Source organism: Ruegeria sp. C6, from assembly GCF_056537625.1.
In genome coordinates, this window is sequence record NZ_JBQFRW010000001.1 from 232,637 (window position 1) to 252,950 (window position 20,314).

At 59.0% G+C, this 20,314-nt stretch carries 23 protein-coding genes; 13 read left to right on the plus strand and 10 right to left on the minus strand.

From position 1 onward, the window contains the following. Positions 1-119 precede the first annotated feature (119 nt). Positions 120-2,558: an ATP-dependent helicase HrpB gene (gene hrpB, locus ACR0MJ_RS01105; protein ID WP_480758537.1), complete on the minus strand. Its 2,439-nt coding sequence runs from the start codon at positions 2,556-2,558 to the stop codon at positions 120-122. Positions 2,559-2,678: 120 nt separating this feature from the next. On the opposite strand from hrpB, the gene meaB reads away from it, so the two are divergent. The 5 genes from meaB (at position 2,679) to ACR0MJ_RS01130 (ending at position 6,693) form a co-directional block, all read left to right on the plus strand. After that, positions 2,679-3,656, plus strand: coding sequence for a methylmalonyl Co-A mutase-associated GTPase MeaB (gene meaB / locus ACR0MJ_RS01110; RefSeq protein ID WP_480758539.1), 978 nt, complete (start codon positions 2,679-2,681; stop codon positions 3,654-3,656). A gap of 170 nt (positions 3,657-3,826) precedes the next feature. Next, positions 3,827-5,020 (plus strand): Hint domain-containing protein, encoded by a 1,194-nt coding sequence (locus tag ACR0MJ_RS01115; RefSeq protein WP_480758542.1) that lies wholly within the window; start codon positions 3,827-3,829, stop codon positions 5,018-5,020. A gap of 119 nt (positions 5,021-5,139) precedes the next feature. Beyond that, positions 5,140-5,427, plus strand: coding sequence for a 50S ribosomal protein L28 (gene rpmB, locus ACR0MJ_RS01120; protein WP_008756960.1), 288 nt, complete (start codon positions 5,140-5,142; stop codon positions 5,425-5,427). Positions 5,428-5,832: 405 nt separating this feature from the next. Continuing rightward, positions 5,833-6,183: a glycosyltransferase family protein gene (locus tag ACR0MJ_RS01125; protein ID WP_170424215.1), complete on the plus strand. Its 351-nt coding sequence runs from the start codon at positions 5,833-5,835 to the stop codon at positions 6,181-6,183. 45 nt (positions 6,184-6,228) lie between these two features. Next, a complete protein-coding gene (locus tag ACR0MJ_RS01130) occupies positions 6,229-6,693 on the plus strand; it encodes a copper chaperone PCu(A)C (RefSeq protein WP_170597017.1) in 465 nt (154 codons plus the stop codon). A 68-nt stretch (positions 6,694-6,761) separates the two neighbouring features. On the opposite strand, the gene ACR0MJ_RS01135 is transcribed toward ACR0MJ_RS01130, so the two are convergent. Both ACR0MJ_RS01135 and ACR0MJ_RS01140 read right to left on the minus strand, forming a co-directional pair. Beyond that, the gene (locus tag ACR0MJ_RS01135) at positions 6,762-7,370 is read right to left on the minus strand and encodes a DUF308 domain-containing protein (protein ID WP_170511483.1); all 609 of its coding nucleotides are present in this window, start codon (positions 7,368-7,370) and stop codon (positions 6,762-6,764) included. A gap of 61 nt (positions 7,371-7,431) precedes the next feature. Further along, the gene (locus tag ACR0MJ_RS01140) at positions 7,432-8,130 is read right to left on the minus strand and encodes an NAD-dependent deacylase (RefSeq protein WP_480758546.1); all 699 of its coding nucleotides are present in this window, start codon (positions 8,128-8,130) and stop codon (positions 7,432-7,434) included. A 27-nt stretch (positions 8,131-8,157) separates the two neighbouring features. Between ACR0MJ_RS01140 and ACR0MJ_RS01145 the strand changes: the two genes are divergently transcribed. Further along, positions 8,158-8,607, plus strand: a complete 450-nt coding sequence (locus ACR0MJ_RS01145; protein ID WP_170404179.1) for a low molecular weight protein-tyrosine-phosphatase — start codon at positions 8,158-8,160, stop codon at positions 8,605-8,607. A 357-nt stretch (positions 8,608-8,964) separates the two neighbouring features. Continuing rightward, entirely contained in the window at positions 8,965-9,831 is an 867-nt protein-coding gene (locus ACR0MJ_RS01150) for an FkbM family methyltransferase (protein WP_480758550.1), read from the plus strand. Positions 9,832-9,937: 106 nt separating this feature from the next. On the opposite strand, the gene ACR0MJ_RS01155 is transcribed toward ACR0MJ_RS01150, so the two are convergent. Together ACR0MJ_RS01155 and ACR0MJ_RS01160 are read right to left on the minus strand one after the other, a co-directional pair. After that, on the minus strand, positions 9,938-10,879 hold the full coding sequence (locus tag ACR0MJ_RS01155; protein ID WP_170404783.1) for a LysR family transcriptional regulator: 942 nt from the start codon (positions 10,877-10,879) through the stop codon (positions 9,938-9,940). Positions 10,880-10,944: 65 nt separating this feature from the next. Then, positions 10,945-11,253, minus strand: a complete 309-nt coding sequence (locus ACR0MJ_RS01160; protein ID WP_170404173.1) for a hypothetical protein — start codon at positions 11,251-11,253, stop codon at positions 10,945-10,947. Between the two features lie 244 nt (positions 11,254-11,497). Here ACR0MJ_RS01160 and ACR0MJ_RS01165 point away from each other — a divergent pair, with 244 nt between their 5' ends. Both ACR0MJ_RS01165 and lepA read left to right on the plus strand, forming a co-directional pair. Next, positions 11,498-12,052 carry an RNA ligase family protein gene (locus ACR0MJ_RS01165; RefSeq protein WP_480570806.1) on the plus strand — a complete coding sequence of 185 codons (555 nt, stop codon included), beginning with the start codon at positions 11,498-11,500 and terminating at the stop codon, positions 12,050-12,052. Positions 12,053-12,139: 87 nt separating this feature from the next. Then, complete coding sequence (gene lepA, locus ACR0MJ_RS01170) at positions 12,140-13,939, plus strand: translation elongation factor 4 (protein WP_480758553.1); 1,800 nt, start codon at positions 12,140-12,142, stop codon at positions 13,937-13,939. Between the two features lie 28 nt (positions 13,940-13,967). On the opposite strand, the gene ACR0MJ_RS01175 is transcribed toward lepA, so the two are convergent. Further along, the gene (locus ACR0MJ_RS01175) at positions 13,968-14,915 is read right to left on the minus strand and encodes an aldo/keto reductase (RefSeq protein WP_480758556.1); all 948 of its coding nucleotides are present in this window, start codon (positions 14,913-14,915) and stop codon (positions 13,968-13,970) included. Between the two features lie 187 nt (positions 14,916-15,102). Between ACR0MJ_RS01175 and ACR0MJ_RS01180 the strand changes: the two genes are divergently transcribed. Next, positions 15,103-15,423, plus strand: a complete 321-nt coding sequence (locus ACR0MJ_RS01180) for a hypothetical protein (RefSeq protein WP_170397195.1) — start codon at positions 15,103-15,105, stop codon at positions 15,421-15,423. 130 nt (positions 15,424-15,553) lie between these two features. Next, positions 15,554-16,003 carry a hypothetical protein gene (locus ACR0MJ_RS01185; protein WP_170397193.1) on the plus strand — a complete coding sequence of 150 codons (450 nt, stop codon included), beginning with the start codon at positions 15,554-15,556 and terminating at the stop codon, positions 16,001-16,003. A gap of 82 nt (positions 16,004-16,085) precedes the next feature. On the opposite strand, the gene ACR0MJ_RS01190 is transcribed toward ACR0MJ_RS01185, so the two are convergent. From ACR0MJ_RS01190 to ACR0MJ_RS01205, 4 genes are all read right to left on the minus strand, one after another. Next, entirely contained in the window at positions 16,086-16,364 is a 279-nt protein-coding gene (locus ACR0MJ_RS01190; protein WP_170635425.1) for a hypothetical protein, read from the minus strand. Further along, positions 16,364-16,513, minus strand: a complete 150-nt coding sequence (locus tag ACR0MJ_RS01195; protein WP_170635424.1) for a type II toxin-antitoxin system Phd/YefM family antitoxin — start codon at positions 16,511-16,513, stop codon at positions 16,364-16,366. The genes ACR0MJ_RS01190 and ACR0MJ_RS01195 overlap by 1 nt, the downstream gene beginning before the upstream one ends. Positions 16,514-17,342: 829 nt before the next feature. After that, positions 17,343-17,480 carry an entericidin A/B family lipoprotein gene (locus ACR0MJ_RS01200; RefSeq protein ID WP_010443271.1) on the minus strand — a complete coding sequence of 46 codons (138 nt, stop codon included), beginning with the start codon at positions 17,478-17,480 and terminating at the stop codon, positions 17,343-17,345. Between the two features lie 99 nt (positions 17,481-17,579). Then, the gene (locus ACR0MJ_RS01205) at positions 17,580-17,921 is read right to left on the minus strand and encodes an ArsR/SmtB family transcription factor (protein WP_170397190.1); all 342 of its coding nucleotides are present in this window, start codon (positions 17,919-17,921) and stop codon (positions 17,580-17,582) included. Between the two features lie 309 nt (positions 17,922-18,230). Here ACR0MJ_RS01205 and ACR0MJ_RS01210 point away from each other — a divergent pair, with 309 nt between their 5' ends. Continuing rightward, positions 18,231-18,863: an ATP-dependent Clp protease proteolytic subunit gene (locus ACR0MJ_RS01210; RefSeq protein WP_170564807.1), complete on the plus strand. Its 633-nt coding sequence runs from the start codon at positions 18,231-18,233 to the stop codon at positions 18,861-18,863. A gap of 136 nt (positions 18,864-18,999) precedes the next feature. Beyond that, positions 19,000-20,265: an ATP-dependent Clp protease ATP-binding subunit ClpX gene (gene clpX, locus ACR0MJ_RS01215; RefSeq protein WP_480758564.1), complete on the plus strand. Its 1,266-nt coding sequence runs from the start codon at positions 19,000-19,002 to the stop codon at positions 20,263-20,265. The last annotated feature ends 49 nt before the right edge of the window (positions 20,266-20,314 follow it).

Sequence of the window (20,314 nt, forward strand, 5' to 3'; positions counted from 1 at the left end):
ACCACCCCCGGATAGCCGCGAAATATGGCCTGATTTCTTCGTATTTCGTGTATTTTTGCAGCGATTTTGGCGCTTTGCGCCGTTTCTGCCAACGAAGTTTGCCCGCCCGACGGATCAATTCATCCTTTGCGCCGCTTCGCGCGCAGCGTCGGATCCGCCTGAGTTGGGTCTTCGGGCCAGGGGTGTTTCGGGTACTGCGCCCGCATGTCCTTACGCACATCCGCATAAGACCCGGCCCAGAATCCGGGCAGATCCCGGGTGATCTGGATCGGTCGCTGGGCAGGTGACAGCAGAGTGATCTTCAAAGGCTCGCCCCCAACCACCGGATGTTGCGTCACGCCGAACACTTCTTGCAGCCGGACCGAGATTTCGGGCACCGCACCGCCGTAGTCAATCGGCAGCTTGCGGCCCAACGGAGTCACAAACGAGCCCGGCGCCCGCCGATCCAGTTCCTGCATCTGGTCCCAGTCCAGCCGGGCGCGCAGGGCGGGCAGCAGGTCGAACCGCTTCCAGTCGTCGGCGTTGCGCACGCCCGAGAGCATCGGCAGCAACCAGTCTTCCAGCGTCTCCATTAGCCCTGTTTCCGAGAAATCCGGCAGGTCAGCGCCTTCCGCGCGGATCAACTCGACCCGAGCGGCCAATCTCGCCGAGGCCCCGTTCAGCCGCACGCCCAGATCGCGCACCCCGTCCAACATCGCGCGCGCCACTGCATCCTCGGTGACATCTTTCCAGATGCGGTCGTCCAGCGTGATCGCCCCGAACCGCTCTTGCCTGCGCGCCACGACGCGGCGTTCGCGTTTCGACCAGTCGCAGCTGTCGACCCATGCGATCTGATCGCCGAATAGATCGCGGATTTCCCCCTCGGAAATCTGAGCTGCCATGCGCACGCGCGCCTCACGCGGGTTCCCATCCGTATCCGTCACCACGAGATATGGCGCACCTGCCAGCGTATCACCAGCTTCCAGCACGACGCCTTTGCCACCCGACAGGACATATCGCGGGACATCTCCCTTGCGCCGCTGGCCGATGCGATCGGGATAGGCCAGCGCCGCCATCGTCGCCGGGCCCAGACCGCCCGCACCCCTGGCCTGCGCGCGCAGCCGCTTTGCTTCACCCTTGATCCGATCCAACGCGCCCATGTTGACCTGCCAGACCCGATTGCGCTGAAACGCGCGCATGTCCCTCAACGCCTCAAGCCGCAAAAACAGATCGACCGGAGCGCCCCGCAGCGGATCACGTTCCGCCATTAGCGCCGCCAGGGCCGCGGCCTCAGGTCCCGCGCGCAGCAGCATATGCCCCAGCCGAGGATGCAAAGGCAGCGCCGCAAGCGCGCGACCATGTTCGGTGATCCGGCCTTTGCCATCCAGGGCACCCAGCATCGCCAGCAACGCGCGCGCCTCGGCCAGCGTACCTTCGGGCGGCGCGGTCAGAAACGCAAGATCACCCGGTTCTGCGCCCCAGAGCGACAATTCTAACGCCAGCCCGGTCAGATCGGCAGCCTCGATTTCGGCAGGCGGGTAGGCGACCAGTGCACCTTCTTCGCCCTTGGACCACAACCGATAGCAGACACCTTCGGCCACACGCCCCGCACGGCCTGCGCGCTGCGTCGCTTCGGCCCGCGTCACCCGCTCGGTCACCAGCCGCGACATGCCTGATCCGGGATCGAACCGCGCCCGCCGGGCTTGCCCCATATCGACCACCACGCGGATATCGGGAATAGTCAGCGAGGTTTCGGCAATCGACGTCGCCAGAACCACCTTGCGACCTTGCTTAACCGGCGCAATCGCCGCGCGCTGGGCGGCAAAGGGCAGTGCTCCGAACAAAGGCCACACTGAACAGGTGTCGGGTAGACGGCTGGCCAAAGCCGCCTCGGCCCGCCGAATTTCACCTTCACCGGGCAGGAACACCAGCATGCCCCCTTTGGTTTCCCGTTCGGCTCGCACCACCAGATCGATCAGCGCGTCCAGTCGCCGCGCCTGCGGCCCCAAAGGCCGGTCCAACCAGCGGGTCTCGACCGGATAGCTGCGCCCTTGGGAAGTTACCAGAGGCGCGTTCATCAGTTGGCCCACCGGTTCAGCATCCAGCGTCGCGGACATCGCCAGCAAGATCAGGTCATCGCGCAACGCTCCAGTCACCTCAAGGCACAGTGCAAGCCCAAGATCGGCGTTCAGGGACCGTTCGTGGAATTCATCGAATATCACAGCACCGACGCCGGGCAGGTCAGGTTCGGATTGCAGCATCCGTGTCAGGATACCTTCGGTCACAACCTCGATGCGCGTCGCCTTTGAAACTTTCACGTCTCCACGGACACGATAGCCCACGGTCTGGCCCACGGGTTCACCCAGCGTCTCGGCCATGCGTTCGGCGGCGGCGCGGGCGGCCAGCCGCCGGGGTTCCAGCATGACGATCCGGCCCTCGCACAGACCAGCCTGCAGCATCTCAAGCGGCACGCGGGTTGTCTTGCCCGCACCCGGCGGCGCCTGCAGCACCGCGCGCCCATGCGTTCGCAAGGCGTTCAGAAGATCGGGAATGGCGTCATCAATGGGCAACCGGGTCATATCGCCTTATCGCCAAAGCCTCGGCCAAGGTCCAGCGTCGCCAAACTCGGCTCCGGTTGGGGCTGGACAAACCGGGTCATCCCCCCTCATCTAGGGCAAATTCCAGCCGGGGACTTACCGATGAACATTGCCGAGCTTGGCGACAGGATCTTGAACGGAGAGCGCAGGGCATTGGCCCGTGCGATCACACTGGTCGAAAGCGGGCGTGAAGATCATCGAGCGCAGGCAACCGCGCTGCTGGATCAATTGAGCGGCGCCGGACGCCAGGCGTTGCGGATCGGGTTGTCGGGCACGCCGGGTGTGGGCAAATCGACCTTTATCGAAAGCTTCGGCATGATGCTGACGGGGCTGGGGCTGCGCGTTGCGGTTCTGGCGGTCGACCCCAGTTCGGCCCGCTCGGGCGGTTCGATCCTGGGCGACAAAACCCGAATGGAGCGGCTGAGCCGCGAGAAAAACGCCTTTATCCGTCCATCCCCCAGTCAAAGCCATCTCGGCGGCGTGGCGCGCCGCACGCGTGAAGCGATTGCGCTTTGTGAGGCGGCGGGTTTTGACGTGGTGCTGATTGAAACCGTCGGCGTTGGCCAATCCGAAACCGTGGTGGCCGAGATGTCTGACCTGTTCCTGCTGCTGCTGGCCCCGGCAGGCGGGGATGAGTTGCAGGGCGTCAAGCGCGGCATCATGGAGATGGCCGACATGATCCTGATCAACAAGGCCGATGGTGACCTGAAAGCGACTGCCACCCGCACCTGCGCCGATTACGCGGGCGCGCTGCGTCTGCTGCGCAAACGCCCGCAGGACCCCGAAGGGTTTCCCAAAGCCATGACCGTTTCAGCGGTTGAAGAGCATGGGCTGGAACAGGCCTGGGACGAAATGCAGGCCCTGACCACTTGGCGGCGCGAAGCCGGACACTGGGCATTGAACCGCGCTACACAGGCGCAATACTGGTTCAAACAAGAGGTACGCCACGCCTTGCTGGCGCGTCTCGACACGCCACAGATGCGCGACCGGATGAGCGATCTGGGCACGCAGGTCAGCGCGGGCCGCCTCAGCCCGTCGGCGGCAGCCGAACAAATCCTCGCCGGGCTGTCCGACACGTAACACTCGGGCGGTATGATGCGTGCGCGGCTGGTGCGCTGACCGCTAATCGTGTATTAAAGCTACATATATTGTTGTGTTTGAGTGTAAGTCACTGCGTTTGAACCGGGTTGAGAAAGGGCTTGGTCAGCTCGGATCGTGCCCGGATTCTCCGAGGAACGGGACACGTCAGAATGCCCAATATCAATGGTACCAACGGCGACGACGATATCGATGTCACAAATGACAACGGTACTCTGAACGGAAACCCGGCGACGCCTCCGGTGACCGGTATCCGTGGCCGTGGCGGCGATGACGATATCACCATCACCAATAGCACCATTGCCAACAATGTCCTGGGCAATGCAGGCACCGACACGATCATTGTCACCAACAGCACGGTTGGCGGGCGCATCGCTAGCGGGTCCGATGCGGATACGGTTGATATCAGGGGGTCAACCGTCGGCGATATCCGGCTTGGTGCCGGTAATGACACGCTGAATTTCACTAGCACCACGGTGTCGGGTGACATTCGCGGCGGCAGCGGAACCGACACGCTGAACCTCCCTGAGGGCACTGTTATCACGGACGATACTTTCGGGGTGATTACGGTCGAAGACGGGGTTGGTTATTCAGTCTCTAGCGGCACATTTACCCTGCCTTCAGGCATCACCGTCACGTATTCAGCGTTCGAGAACGGGTCGGGTATGCCCTGTTTCACGCGCGATACATTGATCACGACGCAGCAGGGCCAGACCCCCATCCAGTCGCTGTGCACCGGTGACCTGATCCCCACGCTGGGGCAGGGCCTGCACCCGATCCGTTGGATCGGGCGGCGTGAATTTGATCGCTTCCAGCTTGAAGCCAACCCCAGACTCTGGCCTGTGCGTATCCTTGCAGGGGCATTGGGCGAGGGGCTGCCGCATCGCGATCTGCTGGTCTCGCGCCAGCATCGGATGCTGGTGCACTCAAAGATCGCCCAACGCATGTTCGGCACGACCGAGGTTCTGATTCCGGCCATCAAACTCACCGCAATGCCGGATATCTACGTTGATGAAAGCGTGGAAAGCGTCGAGTATTACCACCTGCTGTTCGACCGCCATCAGGTGATCTTTGCCGAGGACGCGCCAACCGAAAGCCTCTATACCGGCCCCGAAGCGCTGAAAATGCTGAGCGCCGCGTCGCGTCGCGAGATATTCGAGATTTTTCCCGAACTGACAGACCTTGACTATCGCGCCGACCCGGCCCGCATGATCCCCGGCGGGCGGCTGCAAGCGGAGTTGATCACGCGGCATTTGAAGAATAACAAGCCGCTGTTGCGGATGTCGCCGATCTTGACCTCAAATGAATTCAACTCGGGTGCAAAGATTTCGCCGCAGCCGTCTTGACCCTTCGCGCGATTCCCACTAAACGCATCCAACCAGTTTTCGGGCGCGACTTCGGGTTGCGCCCCTTGTGATTTGGCCGCGGGTCTTGTACCCGGCCTCCAGAAACAAAGGAAGAAACCATGTCGCGCCGTTGCGAACTGACCGGAAAAGGCCCGATGACTGGCAACAATGTCAGCCACGCCAAAAACAGAACTCGTCGCCGTTTTCTGCCCAACCTGAACGACGTTACCCTGCAGTCGGAAACTCTGGGTCGTGGCGTCAAGCTGCGCATCTCGGCAGCTGCCCTGCGCTCGGTCGACCACCGCGGAGGTCTGGACGCGTTCCTGGCCAAAGCCAAGGATGACGAGCTGTCGGCGAACGCCCTGAAAGTGAAGAAAGAAATCGCCAAGGCACAAGCCTCGGCCTAAGCGCTTTCTCACGCAAGAATTCAGCCCTGCACCCTGCGGTGTGGGGCTTTTCTTTTTTGCATTCGCTGCCCCTGTGCGAATGATTGTCTCTGAAATGGTAATAAAACGCCCCGCTTCGTGACGTTGTTCACAGAACGCCTGCTGAATATCGCATATGTTTATGCATATTCATGTTGAGGGGGTTACCATGTCACTCAAAGCAAAGAATTTTCTGTTTTTACTGCCACGATCAATTGCAAAAGCCGTGATCCGCTGCACCCGGATGCAGCGCCGGGTAAACCGACTGCATACGGGGATGAATGCCGAGGCGTTCAGGCCGCCGAAAAGCTGAGCTAGGCCATACTGTCTCAGCTACTGCTTTGCGCTTGAAGCCGGTTCAGTGGGCGGCGTATATACCAAGCTGACATGACAGGCTTTTTCCGCACATTTCTGCCTTATGCGCTGTCCTTGATGGTGATCCTCACCGGGCAGGGACTGGCCGTGTCGCGGGGTATGGAGCGCGCGGTCGGGCAGATGGTTTTGTGCACCGGCAGCGGGCCGGTCGTCGTCTATATGGACGAAGACGGCCAACCGACCCGCGCACCGCAATACTGCCCTGACTATGCGCTCAACCTGCTGGGCGCGATACATGAAGCCTCGGTTGCCGTACCTCCGGCTCCGTCGCGCGCGCTCCCCGCGCCGTCGCTCCTTTCCCAGCATCTGATTGCCGCGCCGCTGCCGCGACACCCAGCTCGTGCCCCGCCGGTTTCTGCCTGATTCCAGTTTCCAAATTCTATCAGACAGTTACCAAGGAGAGGCACAATGACCCTCAAATCCAGCCTGCTTGCAGTCCTGACTACCTTTTCGCTGACCGGTGCGGCGCTGGCTGCCGATACCATCTCGGTCGAAGACCCTTATGCACGGTCTTCGGGCAAAACCGCGAAGGCGGGTGCCGCCTTCATGATGATCCAGAATCAAGGCGTTACCGATGACCGCCTGATCGGCGTGACCTCGGATGCGGCTGCCCGAGTGGAACTGCACACTCATAAGGTTGACGAAAACGGTGTCGCCAAGATGGTGCATGTGAAGGAAGGCTTCGCCATTCCGGCGGGCGAAACCCACATGCTGAAACGCGGCGGTGATCACGTCATGTTCATGGGCCTGACCGCGCCTTTCGAACAGGGCGGAACCGTTCCCGTCACTCTGATCTTCGAAAATGCTGGAGAGGTCGCGGTCGAGATCCCGGTCGATCTTGAGCGCCAGGACAAAGGCGGCCATTCGAACTAACGCCTGTCTTCAGGCTGTGGTACAGCCATCATCCATACGTCAGGCCGGGCAATGCCCGGCCTGTTGCGTCATCTGTTGACGGTTTTCATCCCCAATCGATCGCCCGCTTTTTTGAACCGTGCCGCCAGAAAGAACATCACCACCGCCGAGGTCAGCGCGAAGAAGGCAATTGCCCAGCCCAACGCCACCATGCCGCTGCCGGGCCAGAAGATCAGCACCAGCCCGACGATGAGTGCGAAGATACCTGAATTACGCACCGTTGCGCGCTCGGGGTCTTGTGGATGCATTTGCGGCAGCGCCATGAACGAGCCGATCGCAACGAACAGCGCCATCGCCCCCATGAGGGTGAAGGCCAGCCAGGCCACGCCCTGTGGCCAGATCAGCAACACCAAACCGATCAGCGCGGCACCGATCCCGACGCCTCCGATCAGCCCGCGCCGCCCAAAACCCAGCCAGGTCAGCGCGCCATCCAGAATCAGCAGCGCCCCTACCAATCGCAGCAGTAATGAGATGCTGCTGGTCGGCCAGAACAGCGCTGCAATTCCGATCAGACCTGCGAGAATTCCACGCAGCAGAAAGGTCCACCACAGGCTGGCCAGATTGGTACTTAACGTATCGCGCGCGTCGATACTGCTGTCGTCAAGGATTTCTCCGTCTTTGGGCGGTAGATCGGTCATGTCACTCACTCGGGTTTGCGTTTTCTGCACCATAGACGGGAAGACGCGCCGCTGTCTGCCCCTATCGCGTGCTGCCTCGCGCCAACAGCTCATCGACCCAGCGCGGTACTGCCTTCGAGGCTGGCCCCAGCCGGGTTTCATCAAATATTCCGGCGGATGGCTCAAGGTTCAATTCGATCGTCCGCGCGCCCACGGCCCGCGCCTCTTGTACAAACCCTGCCGCCGGATAAACCTGCCCTGAGGTGCCGATCGAGGCGAACAGCGATGCTTCCATCAGATGGTCGTAGATCTCATCCATGAAATATGGCATCTCGCCGAACCATACGACGTCGGGCCGGGCCGAGGGCTGGTGACAGGACGGGCAGGGCTCATACACATCCATTTCGGGTGGCGAAGCCCAACGATATCCGCACGCCGCACACAAAGCCCCAGCCAAGGTGCCATGCATATGGATCACATGCGCGGCCCCTCCTGCCTCGTGCAGGCTGTCGACATTCTGGGTGACAAGGATCACCTCTCCAGGCCAGCCCTGCTGCAACCGGGCCAGCGCCTGATGCGCCGCGTTGGGCTGCGCCTTGGCGGCCTGTACTCGGCGGGCATTGTAAAACTGATGCACCAGCGACGGATTGCGGGCAAAGCCCTCGGGCGTGGCCACATCCTCGATCCGGTGCTGCGCCCACAGGCCCCCTTCATCGCGGAACGTGCCCAACCCGCTTTCGGCGGAAATCCCGGCCCCGGTCAGAATGACGATCTTTTCCATATCCGCCCCACGCGCTAAACCACTCTTATGACACACCGTATCCTTTTCGTCTGCCTGGGCAATATCTGCCGATCCCCCGCCGCCGAGGGCGCTTTTCGCGCCCGCGCCCCGCATCACCAGACCGACAGCGCCGGAACCTCGGGCTGGCATATCGGAGACCCGCCTTACGGCCCAATGCAAAAGGCCGCCCGCGCGCGTGATATCGACCTCAGCGACCTACGCGCGCGCCAGTTCGTGGCCGAGGATTTCAACCACTTCGACCTGATCATCGGAATGGACGCAGAAAACATCGCGAACATCGAAGATTTGCGCCCGGACGGCAACGACACCCCGGTCCGCCTGTTGACCGATTTCGCCCCCCATACCGGTGCCGACCATGTGCCTGACCCGTACTACACCCGGGATTTCGACGGCGCTCTGGACCTGATCGAAGAGGCCGTGGCGGGGCTGGATGCGCATGTACGGGCTCAGCGGTAGTTTTGCCTTGCGTATTCAATCAATCCAGAGCGACAGCATGTTTGAGCCCAAAACCAACGTTTATTCGGCCTCCGCAGGCTGCATCGCAATCAGCGACAGGGGTCAAATCATCTGCCCTCTTAGCGCAAACCCTTGTGCCTATGCAGATAGTCGCATTAAGTGCATGGAATAGTAGTCCGATCCCCAATGGTCATTTGATGGAATGATACAAATTCCTGATGCACGCACGAGGCTGTCATCAGCACACATAAATCTCCAAGCTCCAAGAGCGACTACAGCCAGCTAATCCAAGTGAGTTAGACATATGATCACAGGCACGTTTAACCAGCTGAATACCCCAAAGGTTAGTGACAAAAAATGAACGACGAGCGCGCGCTGTTCCTGCACGAAGTTCTGTCACCGGAAAGACTGACACGGGTGGTGGATGTGGGTGCCAATCCTCTTGGCGCTACCCCATATTCAACCCTCCTGAAGAACCGCATATGCGATGTCTGGGGTTTCGAACCACAGCAAGATGCATTTGCACGGCTCTCTGAAGAGGGAGGAGAAAATGAAACCTATCTTCCTTATGCGATCGGCAGAGGAGGAAGTGAGCGCCTTCATGTTTGCAAGGGAAGTGGCTTCACTTCGCTATTCGAGCCCAACCCCGACTTCATCAGAGTTATGGGAAGGTGGCCCAGGCAAATGCGGGTCGAAGAAGTTGTACCAATAACCACCCATCGGCTGGACGACCTGAAAGAGCTGCCAGAGTTCGATCTGCTGAAGATTGACGTGCAGGGCGGAGAATTGGACGTATTCAGGAATGCGCGCGAAAAACTCAAGAATGCGGTCGCTGTGATATCCGAAATCGCCATGGTTCCGCTTTACAAGGGTCAGCCACTGCTTGACTCACAAATGAGCGAGTTGTCTGCGCAGGGATTTCATTTCCACAAGTTTCTTTTTCTAAAATCGATGGCGGTCAAGACCCGTGCCTCGTCCCGCCTGAAGATGCGCGCTATGCGCAATCAGGCCATCGATGGCGACGCCGTGTTCCTGAAAAGGTTCTTCGCACTGGAGGACTCACCGACAGAAAGCTTGAAACATCTTGCGATCCTGGCGGACGCAGTGTTTCAAAGCCCCGATGTCGCACTTATGGCTCTGGAATTGCTGGCTGATCGCGACGTTGTCAAAGAGGCTGAACTGGACGCCTACGAGGCGTTAGTAGAAGCTGAATTCAGCAGGTAAGAACAGCCTTTATTCCGGACATACTAACGCTCATTAAACGTCTTTTGGTTTGCAGGACGGATCACGCATGGCTCAAATAAAAGAGCCTGGATGCTCACTTTCCGGTTCACCCCACCACCTTCAACTGACCAGCTAACCACGGCAATTGCGCAATCGCTGGATCAACGATCTGGCTGCGCATCAGGCGTCGGATCATGTCGGCCACCTCCTGCGGTACCTGATCGGACCAGTCGGTCCGTGTAAACAAGGAAATGGTGCGCGCGAATTCACCGAACGGGGCAGGGTGCGCCTCCATCCCGTCGTGGAAGCGGGCGGCGCGCATATAGCCCAGCGGCGTGGTAATCGCCCAGCCGAGGCCGCGCGCAACCATCGCCATCAGCGCGAGGTGTGAGCCGATTTCGAACCGTTCCTCGAACTCCAGCTGCTGCCGGGCCAGATGGCTTTCGATCTGACGGCTGATCAACTGCTCGCGGGCATAGCGCAGAAAGGGCAGATCCTGCACTGGTTGCGCAACGCCCTTAGGCGCGACCAGAATGAACGGATCCTGCACCAGCGGATATTCGACCACGCCCTCCAGCACCTCGCCAGAATGGGCCGAGACCGCCATGTGCAGGCGCTGCGCTTCCAGCTCGGCAAACAGGTCCAGGCTGGGCAGCGTGATCAGCTTGAATTTCGACCGGGTCAGACTGTCGGCCAGCAACGTCGCCAATCGCGGCGTCAGGTCGTTGTCGAAATCGTCGATCAAGCCGATGGACAGGGTGGTCAGATGCCCCAGATCCATCACTGCCAGTTCGCCTTGCGCCATCTGCAACTCGGCCAGCACTGCCTCGGCCCGCGCCAGGAAACTGCGGCCGGCCTGCGTCAGTCGCATCGGTCGCCGCCCGTGATCCACCAGATCGGTGCCCAAAGCCTTTTCCAGATTGCGCAATTGCTGGGAAACCGAGGGCTGGCTGAGCCCCGTGATCTCGGCCGCCTGCGCCACCGATCCGGTCCGCGCCAGCGCCTCGAACACTTCAAGGCCCCGCAGGGTCAGCCCTTTCATCACCATCGCACATACCTTTCGCTGCGCCATTTCTGAGGCGCAGCGGGCATCAGGTCAAGGATTGACAGGGCTCAGTTGCAGATCGCTTGCGCCATCTGGCCAAAGTTCTGATACCGATCCCACAGCGCATCATCGCGCGCGGTCTGCGACATCTTCAACTCCTGCGCCTGATGCGGGTTGGTGAACCACTTGGCGACGGTCTTCTGATCACTACGCGTCAGCGCCTGATCCGCCACGCGCTGAATACACCGGCACCGCGCCCGCGTCGCCGCTTCACGGTCTGATGCCAGACACGCCCGCTTGATCTGCGCCGCGTCCACTGTGTGGGCCACCGACGTCAGCGATGCCGCACAAAATGCGATTAAGAGGAACTGTTTCATACTCGAGCCTCGTTTTTTGCCTGCCCGGACGGGTCTTATGCCCCTCTCGGTCTGCGGCGGAGTATGAATCAAAGTGGATTCGGGATCAATTGGGTGGTTCGAAAAAGTGATTGCACGCGGCTGGGATGTCGCGTTTTCTGGCCAGACATTGTTTAAATCTCTTTCATGAGACCACTATGCTTAAGAAATACGGGCGCACTTCCATCTGCCGGAGTCTCCCGGGGCGACCAGCGATGATAAGATCATGTCCAGCGTTGATAAACTGGCTTCGGCTGATGAGGTCGTCTTCACCGAAAAACTGGACGGTGAGAATACAACGATTCATAGTCAGGGCTGCCACCCCCGCAGTATTGACGCGCGTTACCACCCGTCCCGAGATTGGATGAAGGCCTTCGCTACCGGAATTTCGCCACAGCTTGACGAAGATGAGCGCATAGTCGGTGAATATCTGTTTGCGCGCCACTCGATAGCGTACTCGGCGTTGCCGACTTATTTCCTGGGCTTCGCCTGGATCAAGGCAAAGCGCGTGCAATCGTGGGACGCGACGTTTTCACGCTTTCTCGAGCTGGGGATTGCTGCCGTTCCCGAACTCTATCGCGGACGGTTCTCTGTTAAGGTTCTGGCAGATGTGATCGCGGGCCTGGATCTGGATACTCAGGAGGGTTTTGTCGTTCGCACAACTGCAGCGTTTAACGAAGAAGACATGCCCACTCACCACGCGAAATACGTGCGCGAGGGTCACGTGCAGAGTGATACGCATTGGATGAACGCGGAGTTGGTCAAAAACAGGTTGCTCTGAACGGTCAGAGGCCTCGCAATCAAAGGGTTTCACTGGGGCTTCGTCCCACCTTGACCACAGCCCATTTCCGACGCATATCCCCAACCCATGACAGACCTCGCTCATATCCGCAATTTCTCCATCGTCGCGCATATCGACCATGGCAAATCCACCCTTGCTGACCGGCTCATCCAAGAGACCGGAACGGTCAAGGATCGCGACATGAAGGAACAGCTGCTCGACAGCATGGATATCGAGCGCGAGCGTGGCATCACCATCAAGGCCAACACGGTTCGCATCGACTATACCGCCGACAATGGCGAGCAATATGTGCTGAACCTGATCGACACCCCCGGCCACGTGGACTTTGCCTATGAGGTCAGCCGCTCCATGCGTGCGGTCGAGGGCTCTCTGCTGGTTGTGGACTCGACCCAAGGTGTTGAGGCTCAGACGCTGGCGAATGTGTATCAGGCCATCGACGCCGACCACGAAATCGTGCCGGTCCTGAATAAAATCGACCTGCCCGCGTCCGACTGTGACCGCGTGGCCGAACAGATTGAGGATGTGATCGGCATCGACGCGACCGACGCCATTCAGGTCAGTGCCAAGACGGGGCAGGGCATTCACGAAACGCTTGAGGCAATCGTGCAGCAACTGCCCGCGCCGCAGGGCAATCTGGATGCGCCGCTCAAGGCGATGCTGGTGGATTCGTGGTACGACGCCTATCTCGGCGTCATTGTTCTGGTCCGCATCATGGACGGCACGCTGAAAAAGGGCATGCGGGTCAAGTTCATGTCGAACAACACCTTGCACCATGTGGACCGCGTCGGTGTCTTCCGCCCCGAGATGGAGATGGTCGACTCGCTTGGCCCCGGTGAGATCGGCTTCCTCACCGCCTCAATCAAACAGGTCCGCGACACCCGCGTCGGCGACACCATCACCAATGACCGCAACGGCACCGAAGAGGCCCTGACGGGATTCAAACCCGCGCAGCCGGTGGTGTTCTGCGGCCTCTTCCCCGTCGACAGTTCCGAATTCGAAGACCTGCGCGATGCGATCGACAAGCTGGCGCTGAACGACGCCAGCTTCAGCTTTGAAATGGAAACCTCGGCCGCGCTTGGCTTTGGCTTCCGCTGCGGCTTCCTTGGCCTGCTGCACCTTGAGGTCATCCGAGACCGCATCGAACGTGAATATGATATCGAGCTCATCACCACCGCGCCGTCGGTGATCTATCACGTCTACATGAAAGACGGCGAGATGATCGAGCTGCACAACCCCGCCGACATGCCTGATCCGTCAAAGGTCGACCATATCGAGGAACCGCGCATCAAGGCGACCATTCTGGTGCCGGACGAATACCTCGGTGACGTGCTGAAACTCTGCCAGGACCGCCGCGGCATCCAATTGGACCTGACCTATGCGGGCACCCGCGCCATGGTCGTCTATGACCTGCCGCTGAACGAGGTCGTCTTTGACTTCTACGACCGCCTGAAATCGGTGACCAAGGGCTATGCCTCGTTCGACTACCAGATGATCGGCTATACCGAGGATAATCTGGTCAAGATGTCGGTGCTGGTGAATGACGAACCCGTTGACGCGCTATCGACCATGGTTCACCGCGACCGGGCCGAGATGCGGGGCCGTGCCATGTGCGAAAAGCTCAAGGACCTGATCCCGCGCCACATGTTCAAAATCCCGATCCAGGCCGCCATCGGAGGCAAGGTCATCGCCCGCGAGACCCTCTCGGCCTTGCGCAAGGACGTGACCGCCAAATGCTACGGAGGCGACGCCACGCGGAAACGCAAACTGCTGGACAAGCAGAAGGCCGGTAAGAAAAAGATGCGTCAGTTCGGGAAGGTCGATATCCCGCAGGAGGCGTTTATTTCAGCATTGAAGATGGACAGCTAAGGCTGTCCTTCCTCTCCGTTGATCGGTTCTATACGGCCTCAGGATCAGCGTCACTCTGACCAAGTTCCGCGAGTTCACTCCAAACCGCTCTTGGGATATCCCAATCCGCCCATTCGAGTGTTTGTCTCACATGCTGTGGCCAAGTCACTCCACACACCGTTGACGCAATTTTTGCGTCCCGCATCGAGAATTGCAGCGCTAAGGCGCCTAAGGGCACGTCATAGCGGGCACAGATTTCCTCAACCGCGCGCACAGGTGCGAGCGCTTCTTCTGTTGCTGGCCGATAGACGTAGAAATGATGGATTGCGCTGCCTCTGGCCAAGATTCCGCCGGCGTAAGGCGCTGCGTTCAATACCGTAACGTCCTTCGAGTTGGCCAGTTCGATCAGCGGCGCCGCATTCATGTTTACAAGCGTGTGCCGGTTGTGAGTCATCACCACGTCGAAATCCCGTTCGCGCAGCATTGGCATCAACACATCCAACTGCCCGCCCGCCAGACCAACTGCAGTTGCCAATCCTTCCTCTTTAATTTTGAATAATTCGTCCAGCGCACCTCCGCTGCGGGTAATCTCAGTTACGTCACCAGCGTATTCCGGGTCGTGCAGATGAAGGATGTCCACGCGATCTACCTCAAGAGCCTTGAGGCTTTGTTCAAAGGACCGCCGCGCTTGGGCGGCGTCGAAAACATTCGTTTCCATGTCACGGTCTACTTTTGTGGACAGAACGCGGCCTTTCGGCCAGCCACCGAGTTCACGGATGACACTCCCGATGCGCTCCTCGCTACGCCCCAACGCATAGCCTCGGGCGGTGTCGATAAACCCATCGGGCCGGGCAAGTATGGCGCGTATGGTCTCGTGCGCCCTATTCTCATCAACTTCGTAACCGTAAATCTGTGGAATGTTGCCTATACCGGTTGATCCAAAGCCAATTCGTGGGATTCGCACTCCGGTTTGACCTATTTCGCAAAGTGTTGTCATTGCACCCCTCCCCAGTCGCATATGAATAATTGAATTTTGAACAGGTCGACCCATCACTGCAAGTTCGGGGGCAAAAAAACACAAGAAGAAAAGCGAGAATGGAACCTGAAACTGTGACCCACCTCACAGCCCTAAATCAGCCCATCTGCTACAGTTGACCTAACGGCAACCTTTGCAGGAGGCCCTTATGTCTACATCGCTTGTTCCCCTTATCGCTTTTGGATCAGCAGGCCTTTATTCCGTTGCCATGATCGCGATGAAGTTCTGGTGGAAACTCCCCGGCGTGGGTCTTGGTCTACTGATCGTCGCGACCCTGCTGGCCGGGGCCACGCTGGAACTCGCCGCGCTGCGCGAGGAACGGCTGGGCATCATCTATACCGGCATTCTGGGGGCCGAGGTGGTTCTGATCGCCATCGCCTCATTCTTTCTGTTCGGCGAGAACTTCTCGTATCGCGAGGCGGCAGGTATCGGTCTGGTCATCCTCGGCACCGCGCTGGCCTGGGCCTGACGCAAACATTACCGGTTCATGAAGTTTCCCTTAGGTAAGTTGTAACCGGCGCACCTCCGCCCAATCTGTATGCCACAGCAAGGATGTTCGCTTTTGAACTCCAAAGGGTCGCTTTCAGGAGGAGATCCCCATGACCAGATACATGACTGCCGGAGCCGCCGCTCTGGCCACGTCCCTCGCCCTCGGAACCGCTGCACTGGCCGATACCACACCGGACCTGCGCGGCACATGGGTCGGGTCTTATACGACCGTGCAGCCCAGCCATTATTACAAGGGCGATCAGCCCCGCTTTAATCAGGCCGAATGGATGCTCGACGTCCAGATGCAGGAAGACAATGTCTTCTGGGGCCCCAGCAAATGGCGCCGCGAGGGTGACACTGAATGGAACGAATACGAAGCCACCGGGACCATCAGCCTCGACGGCTCGGGCGCGATCGGCATCGTTGAAACATCCCCGCTGGTGATTGGCGCCAATGCGTTGATCGATGCGCGGTACGAGGACGGCAAAATCTTTGCCGATTTCCGTAGCCTGCGGAACGGAACGACCTACAGCACCGTTCTGGAACGTCAGGTGAACTGAAGCGTTTCCGGCCCGATCGGATGTTAAAGGGGGTTAATGCCGCTGAGATTTGTGACTGCGGCAGGAGTAGTAGGTACCCCGGTCAGGTCGGAGCGCTTCTCATAAACAACAGTCTCCACAGGGAGGCGACGGGCCGGGCGGCGATCTCGCCGCCCGCGACAGGGTCCAGACCCCCGCGTTTGAGAATGCGGCGTTCCTCGGCACGGGTCATCTGGATCTCGCGGACCTTCAGCGCGGCGTCGCGCGCGGTGAGGTAAGAACCGTCCGGCCCAGGTTCCATCCCCGGAATACCACGCCCCTTCGACCACCACCCGCGCACCCCGCTAAGCGGGTGTTTGCGTCCGATGGTGTCATCATCCATTAACTCCCAAATCCGCTGCGCCTCGTTATCGACACCAGTGCGGCGATCGGTTTGCCATAACGGGTCAGCACGATCACTTGCCGGGGGTCTTGCGACAAGGTGGCCAGTTCGCCCAAACGGGCGCGAGCTTGAGAAATGGTCAGGCGCATAGACGAATCTCCGGTTGTACGATTCGAAAGATTGGGGGCTTGAGTGTTGTACAACTCGGACAATACCCCCCCTAATTCAGCGCACGGGACCTTCGCAGGTGCAGAAACCAAGCGAATTCTGGCCCGAGATCCATATTTGACTTTTTCCATCTCCAAGCCTGCGCGATGACGCGAATTCTCGGGTTATCCACATGGCTCTCCCGGCGGATATCAACAGCTTATCCCCGTCTAATTTTTATGCTGCAGTGCTATTTTCTTGCCGGATCATGACGCTGATGTAACAGTCTGGTTACTGCTTCTGATCTTCGGAACAGGGGCGGGACGCAAGGGCCAAGGGGGCCACAGCAGCGAAGGCGGATTTTAGGATTTGTTTGTAGTTGCAATGGCTTACCGGTGGTGGAGCAGGTGGTCTGGGCTTCGGTTCGGGTTAAATGCTCAGCCTCTCAGAAGGTCCGCGCGGACTGCGACGCGACATAGCGCGTGTGGCAGTGGCCAAAGTCCCTTCGGGGGCCGAGGCAACTGGACCGGGAAGCCCCTCGGGCGGAACGGACCGGCAAGGCGTCAGGAGTGTCCGCAAGGATGCATGCAAAGACCGCGTCTGAGCACCTGACGCCTTTTCCTTTTTGAGAACCCAAGGTTCATACAGGCTACCACGCACCACCCTCCGGACCAGAACGGGGTTCTTTCGCTTGCGCAAAAGAACCCCGTCAAAGTGTCAGAAATGCAATGCCGCGTCTATGCACCTGTACCGGCACACTACTCGGGTTGGGTCGGTGTGGCAACTACATATTGCGTGTAAGCGTTGCCTGAACGCAACATCCCGTCACGATCAGATGTTTTCCTGAACGTCCTCGGCCGCGTTCTGGATGGCATCTCCGGCGTTTTCGATATCTTTGCCAGCGCCCTTTGCGGTTTCGCATGCGGTCAAGGTGAACAGGGCCAGGCCAATCAGAATTGCGCGGATCATCGGTTGCTCCATAAGTGCTTGTTACGAATTGACTAGCAGCTTTCCCGGGCCATAGCTACAGGTTTTGCATGGCCGATTTCGAAGGGCTAAATACTAGGCTCAGGTCGCATCCTGAGCGCAAAACAGTTCGTACACCACTTCCAGTATTCGGGCTGGTCGATCATCTGCCAGCCGGTAATATATCGCCTTGCCTTCGCGACGAGGAACAACCAGCCCCTCAAGTCTGAGCCGCGACAGTTGCTGAGAAACGGCGGCTTGGCGGGCCGATAGCAATTGTTCCAGTTCAGTAACGGATTTCTCGCCCGAGACGAGGTGACACAGGATCATCAAACGCCCTTCGTGGCTTATGGCTTTCAGAAAGTTCGACGCGCGCGTTGCGTTTTCAACCATCCGGTCAAGGTCGCCGGGTGACATATCCTCGGTCATTTGCGGAAAAGCCATGATCGTATTCCCTCGTTAGTGCCGCCGAATCCCGACGCCTGACCGGCGCCGCATCCGCAGCGAGAACTCTTGGTACAATTTCCAGGCATGTATTTCCATATGCATGGATCAAAATAGCGTGATGTAACCAGCACGTTTCCGCGCAATCCGTCAACCGACCTGTAGCGGCGTGTGCATTCGGGTTGTGCAGGTAGACGGAATTCGTGGGAACGTTCGGCCCCCCTTGCAGCCCCCCTGTGGCGGCACTAAGACTCGGGTAACTACTCTTCGGGTAATGTCCCGATCCATCGCAAAACAGGCAGGTTCCGAATGTTCGATCCAGTTGATACATATATGAACACACTCGTCCCCATGGTCGTCGAGCAGACCAGCCGGGGCGAGCGCGCATACGACATCTTCTCGCGCCTTCTGAAAGAGCGGATCATTTTCATCAACGGCCCCATCCATGACGGTATGAGCCATTTGGTGGTCGCTCAGCTGCTGCACCTTGAGGCGGAAAATCCGAACAAGGAAATCTCGATCTACATCAACTCTCCCGGTGGCGTGGTCACCAGTGGTTTGTCGATTTACGACACAATGCAGTATATCAAGCCGAAATGTTCCACATTGGTGATCGGTCAGGCGGCGTCGATGGGTTCGGTTCTGCTGGCCGGGGGCGAGAAGGGAATGCGCTTTTCGCTGCCTAACAGCCGGATCATGGTGCACCAGCCCAGCGGCGGTTATCAGGGCCAGGCGAGCGACATCATGATCCACGCGGCCGAGACGCAAAAGCTGAAAGATCGGTTGTATGACATCTATGTGCGCCATACCGGGCAGACCAAAAAGGCGGTTGAAAAGGCGCTGGATCGTGACAATTTCATGAGCCCGGAAGAGGCAAAGGATTGGGGCCATATCGACGAGATCGTCGAGAACCGCGCCAAGATGGATGGTGAAGAGGCCTAGGTTCAAATCCGCGCGCGTCCGGCGTGAGGGATGATTTTGAGATTGTAGCTGCCAGAACGCTGGCCTAAGCTGCAGGCATATACGGCAAGCGCGGCCCTTGAGAGGGGCCGCTGAGACGGAGCCCGAGGGGTAAAGCATGGCGACGAATTCAGGCGGTGACGGCAAGAACACGCTCTATTGCAGCTTTTGCGGCAAAAGCCAGCATGAGGTGCGTAAGCTGATCGCAGGCCCAACCGTGTTCATCTGCGATGAGTGTGTCGAGCTGTGCATGGATATCATTCGCGAGGAAACCAAGTCCAGCGGTCTGAAATCCTCGGACGGTGTGCCAACACCCAAGGATATCTGCGAAGTGCTGGATGACTATGTGATCGGTCAGGCCACCGCCAAGCGGGTGCTGTCGGTTGCGGTACATAACCACTATAAGCGTCTCAATCATGCCCAGAAAGCGGGCAGCGATATAGAACTGGCAAAATCCAACATCTTGCTGATTGGCCCCACCGGCTGTGGCAAAACCCTGCTGGCGCAAACGCTGGCGCGGATTCTTGACGTGCCGTTTACGATGGCGGACGCGACCACGCTTACCGAAGCCGGTTATGTGGGTGAAGATGTTGAAAACATCATCCTCAAACTGCTGCAGGCCAGCGAGTACAATGTCGAACGCGCACAGCGCGGCATCGTCTATATTGACGAGGTCGATAAGATCACCCGCAAGTCTGAAAACCCTTCGATCACCCGCGATGTATCGGGCGAGGGCGTTCAGCAGGCCCTGCTGAAACTGATGGAAGGCACCGTTGCCAGCGTTCCGCCGCAGGGCGGACGCAAACATCCGCAGCAGGAATTCCTGCAGGTGGATACCACGAACATCCTGTTCATCTGTGGCGGTGCATTCGCCGGACTAGACAAGATCATTGCACAGCGTGGCAAAGGCTCGGCCATGGGCTTTGGTGCCGACGTGCGTGACAATGACGAGCGCGGCGTGGGCGAGATCTTCAAGGATCTGGAACCCGAAGACCTGCTGAAATTTGGCCTGATCCCCGAATTCGTCGGCCGACTGCCGGTTCTGGCGACGCTGGAAGATCTGGACGAAGACGCTTTGGTCACCATCCTGACCAGCCCGAAGAACGCTCTGGTCAAGCAATACCAGCGGTTGTTTGAGTTGGAAGATGCGGAACTGGCCTTTACCGATGATGCGCTGAAGGCGATCGCCAAGAAAGCGATCGAGCGTAAAACCGGTGCGCGCGGTCTGCGTTCTATCCTGGAAGACATCCTGCTGGATACAATGTTCGAACTGCCGGGCATGAAGAACGTGACCGAAGTTGTGGTCAACGAAGAGGCTGTGACGTCGGACTCTCAGCCTTTGATCATCTACGCAGACGCAGCGGAATCGGCTTCGGCGGGTTGAACCGCATAGAATAATGCACACACGGCGCGGCAATGTCCGCGCCGTTTTC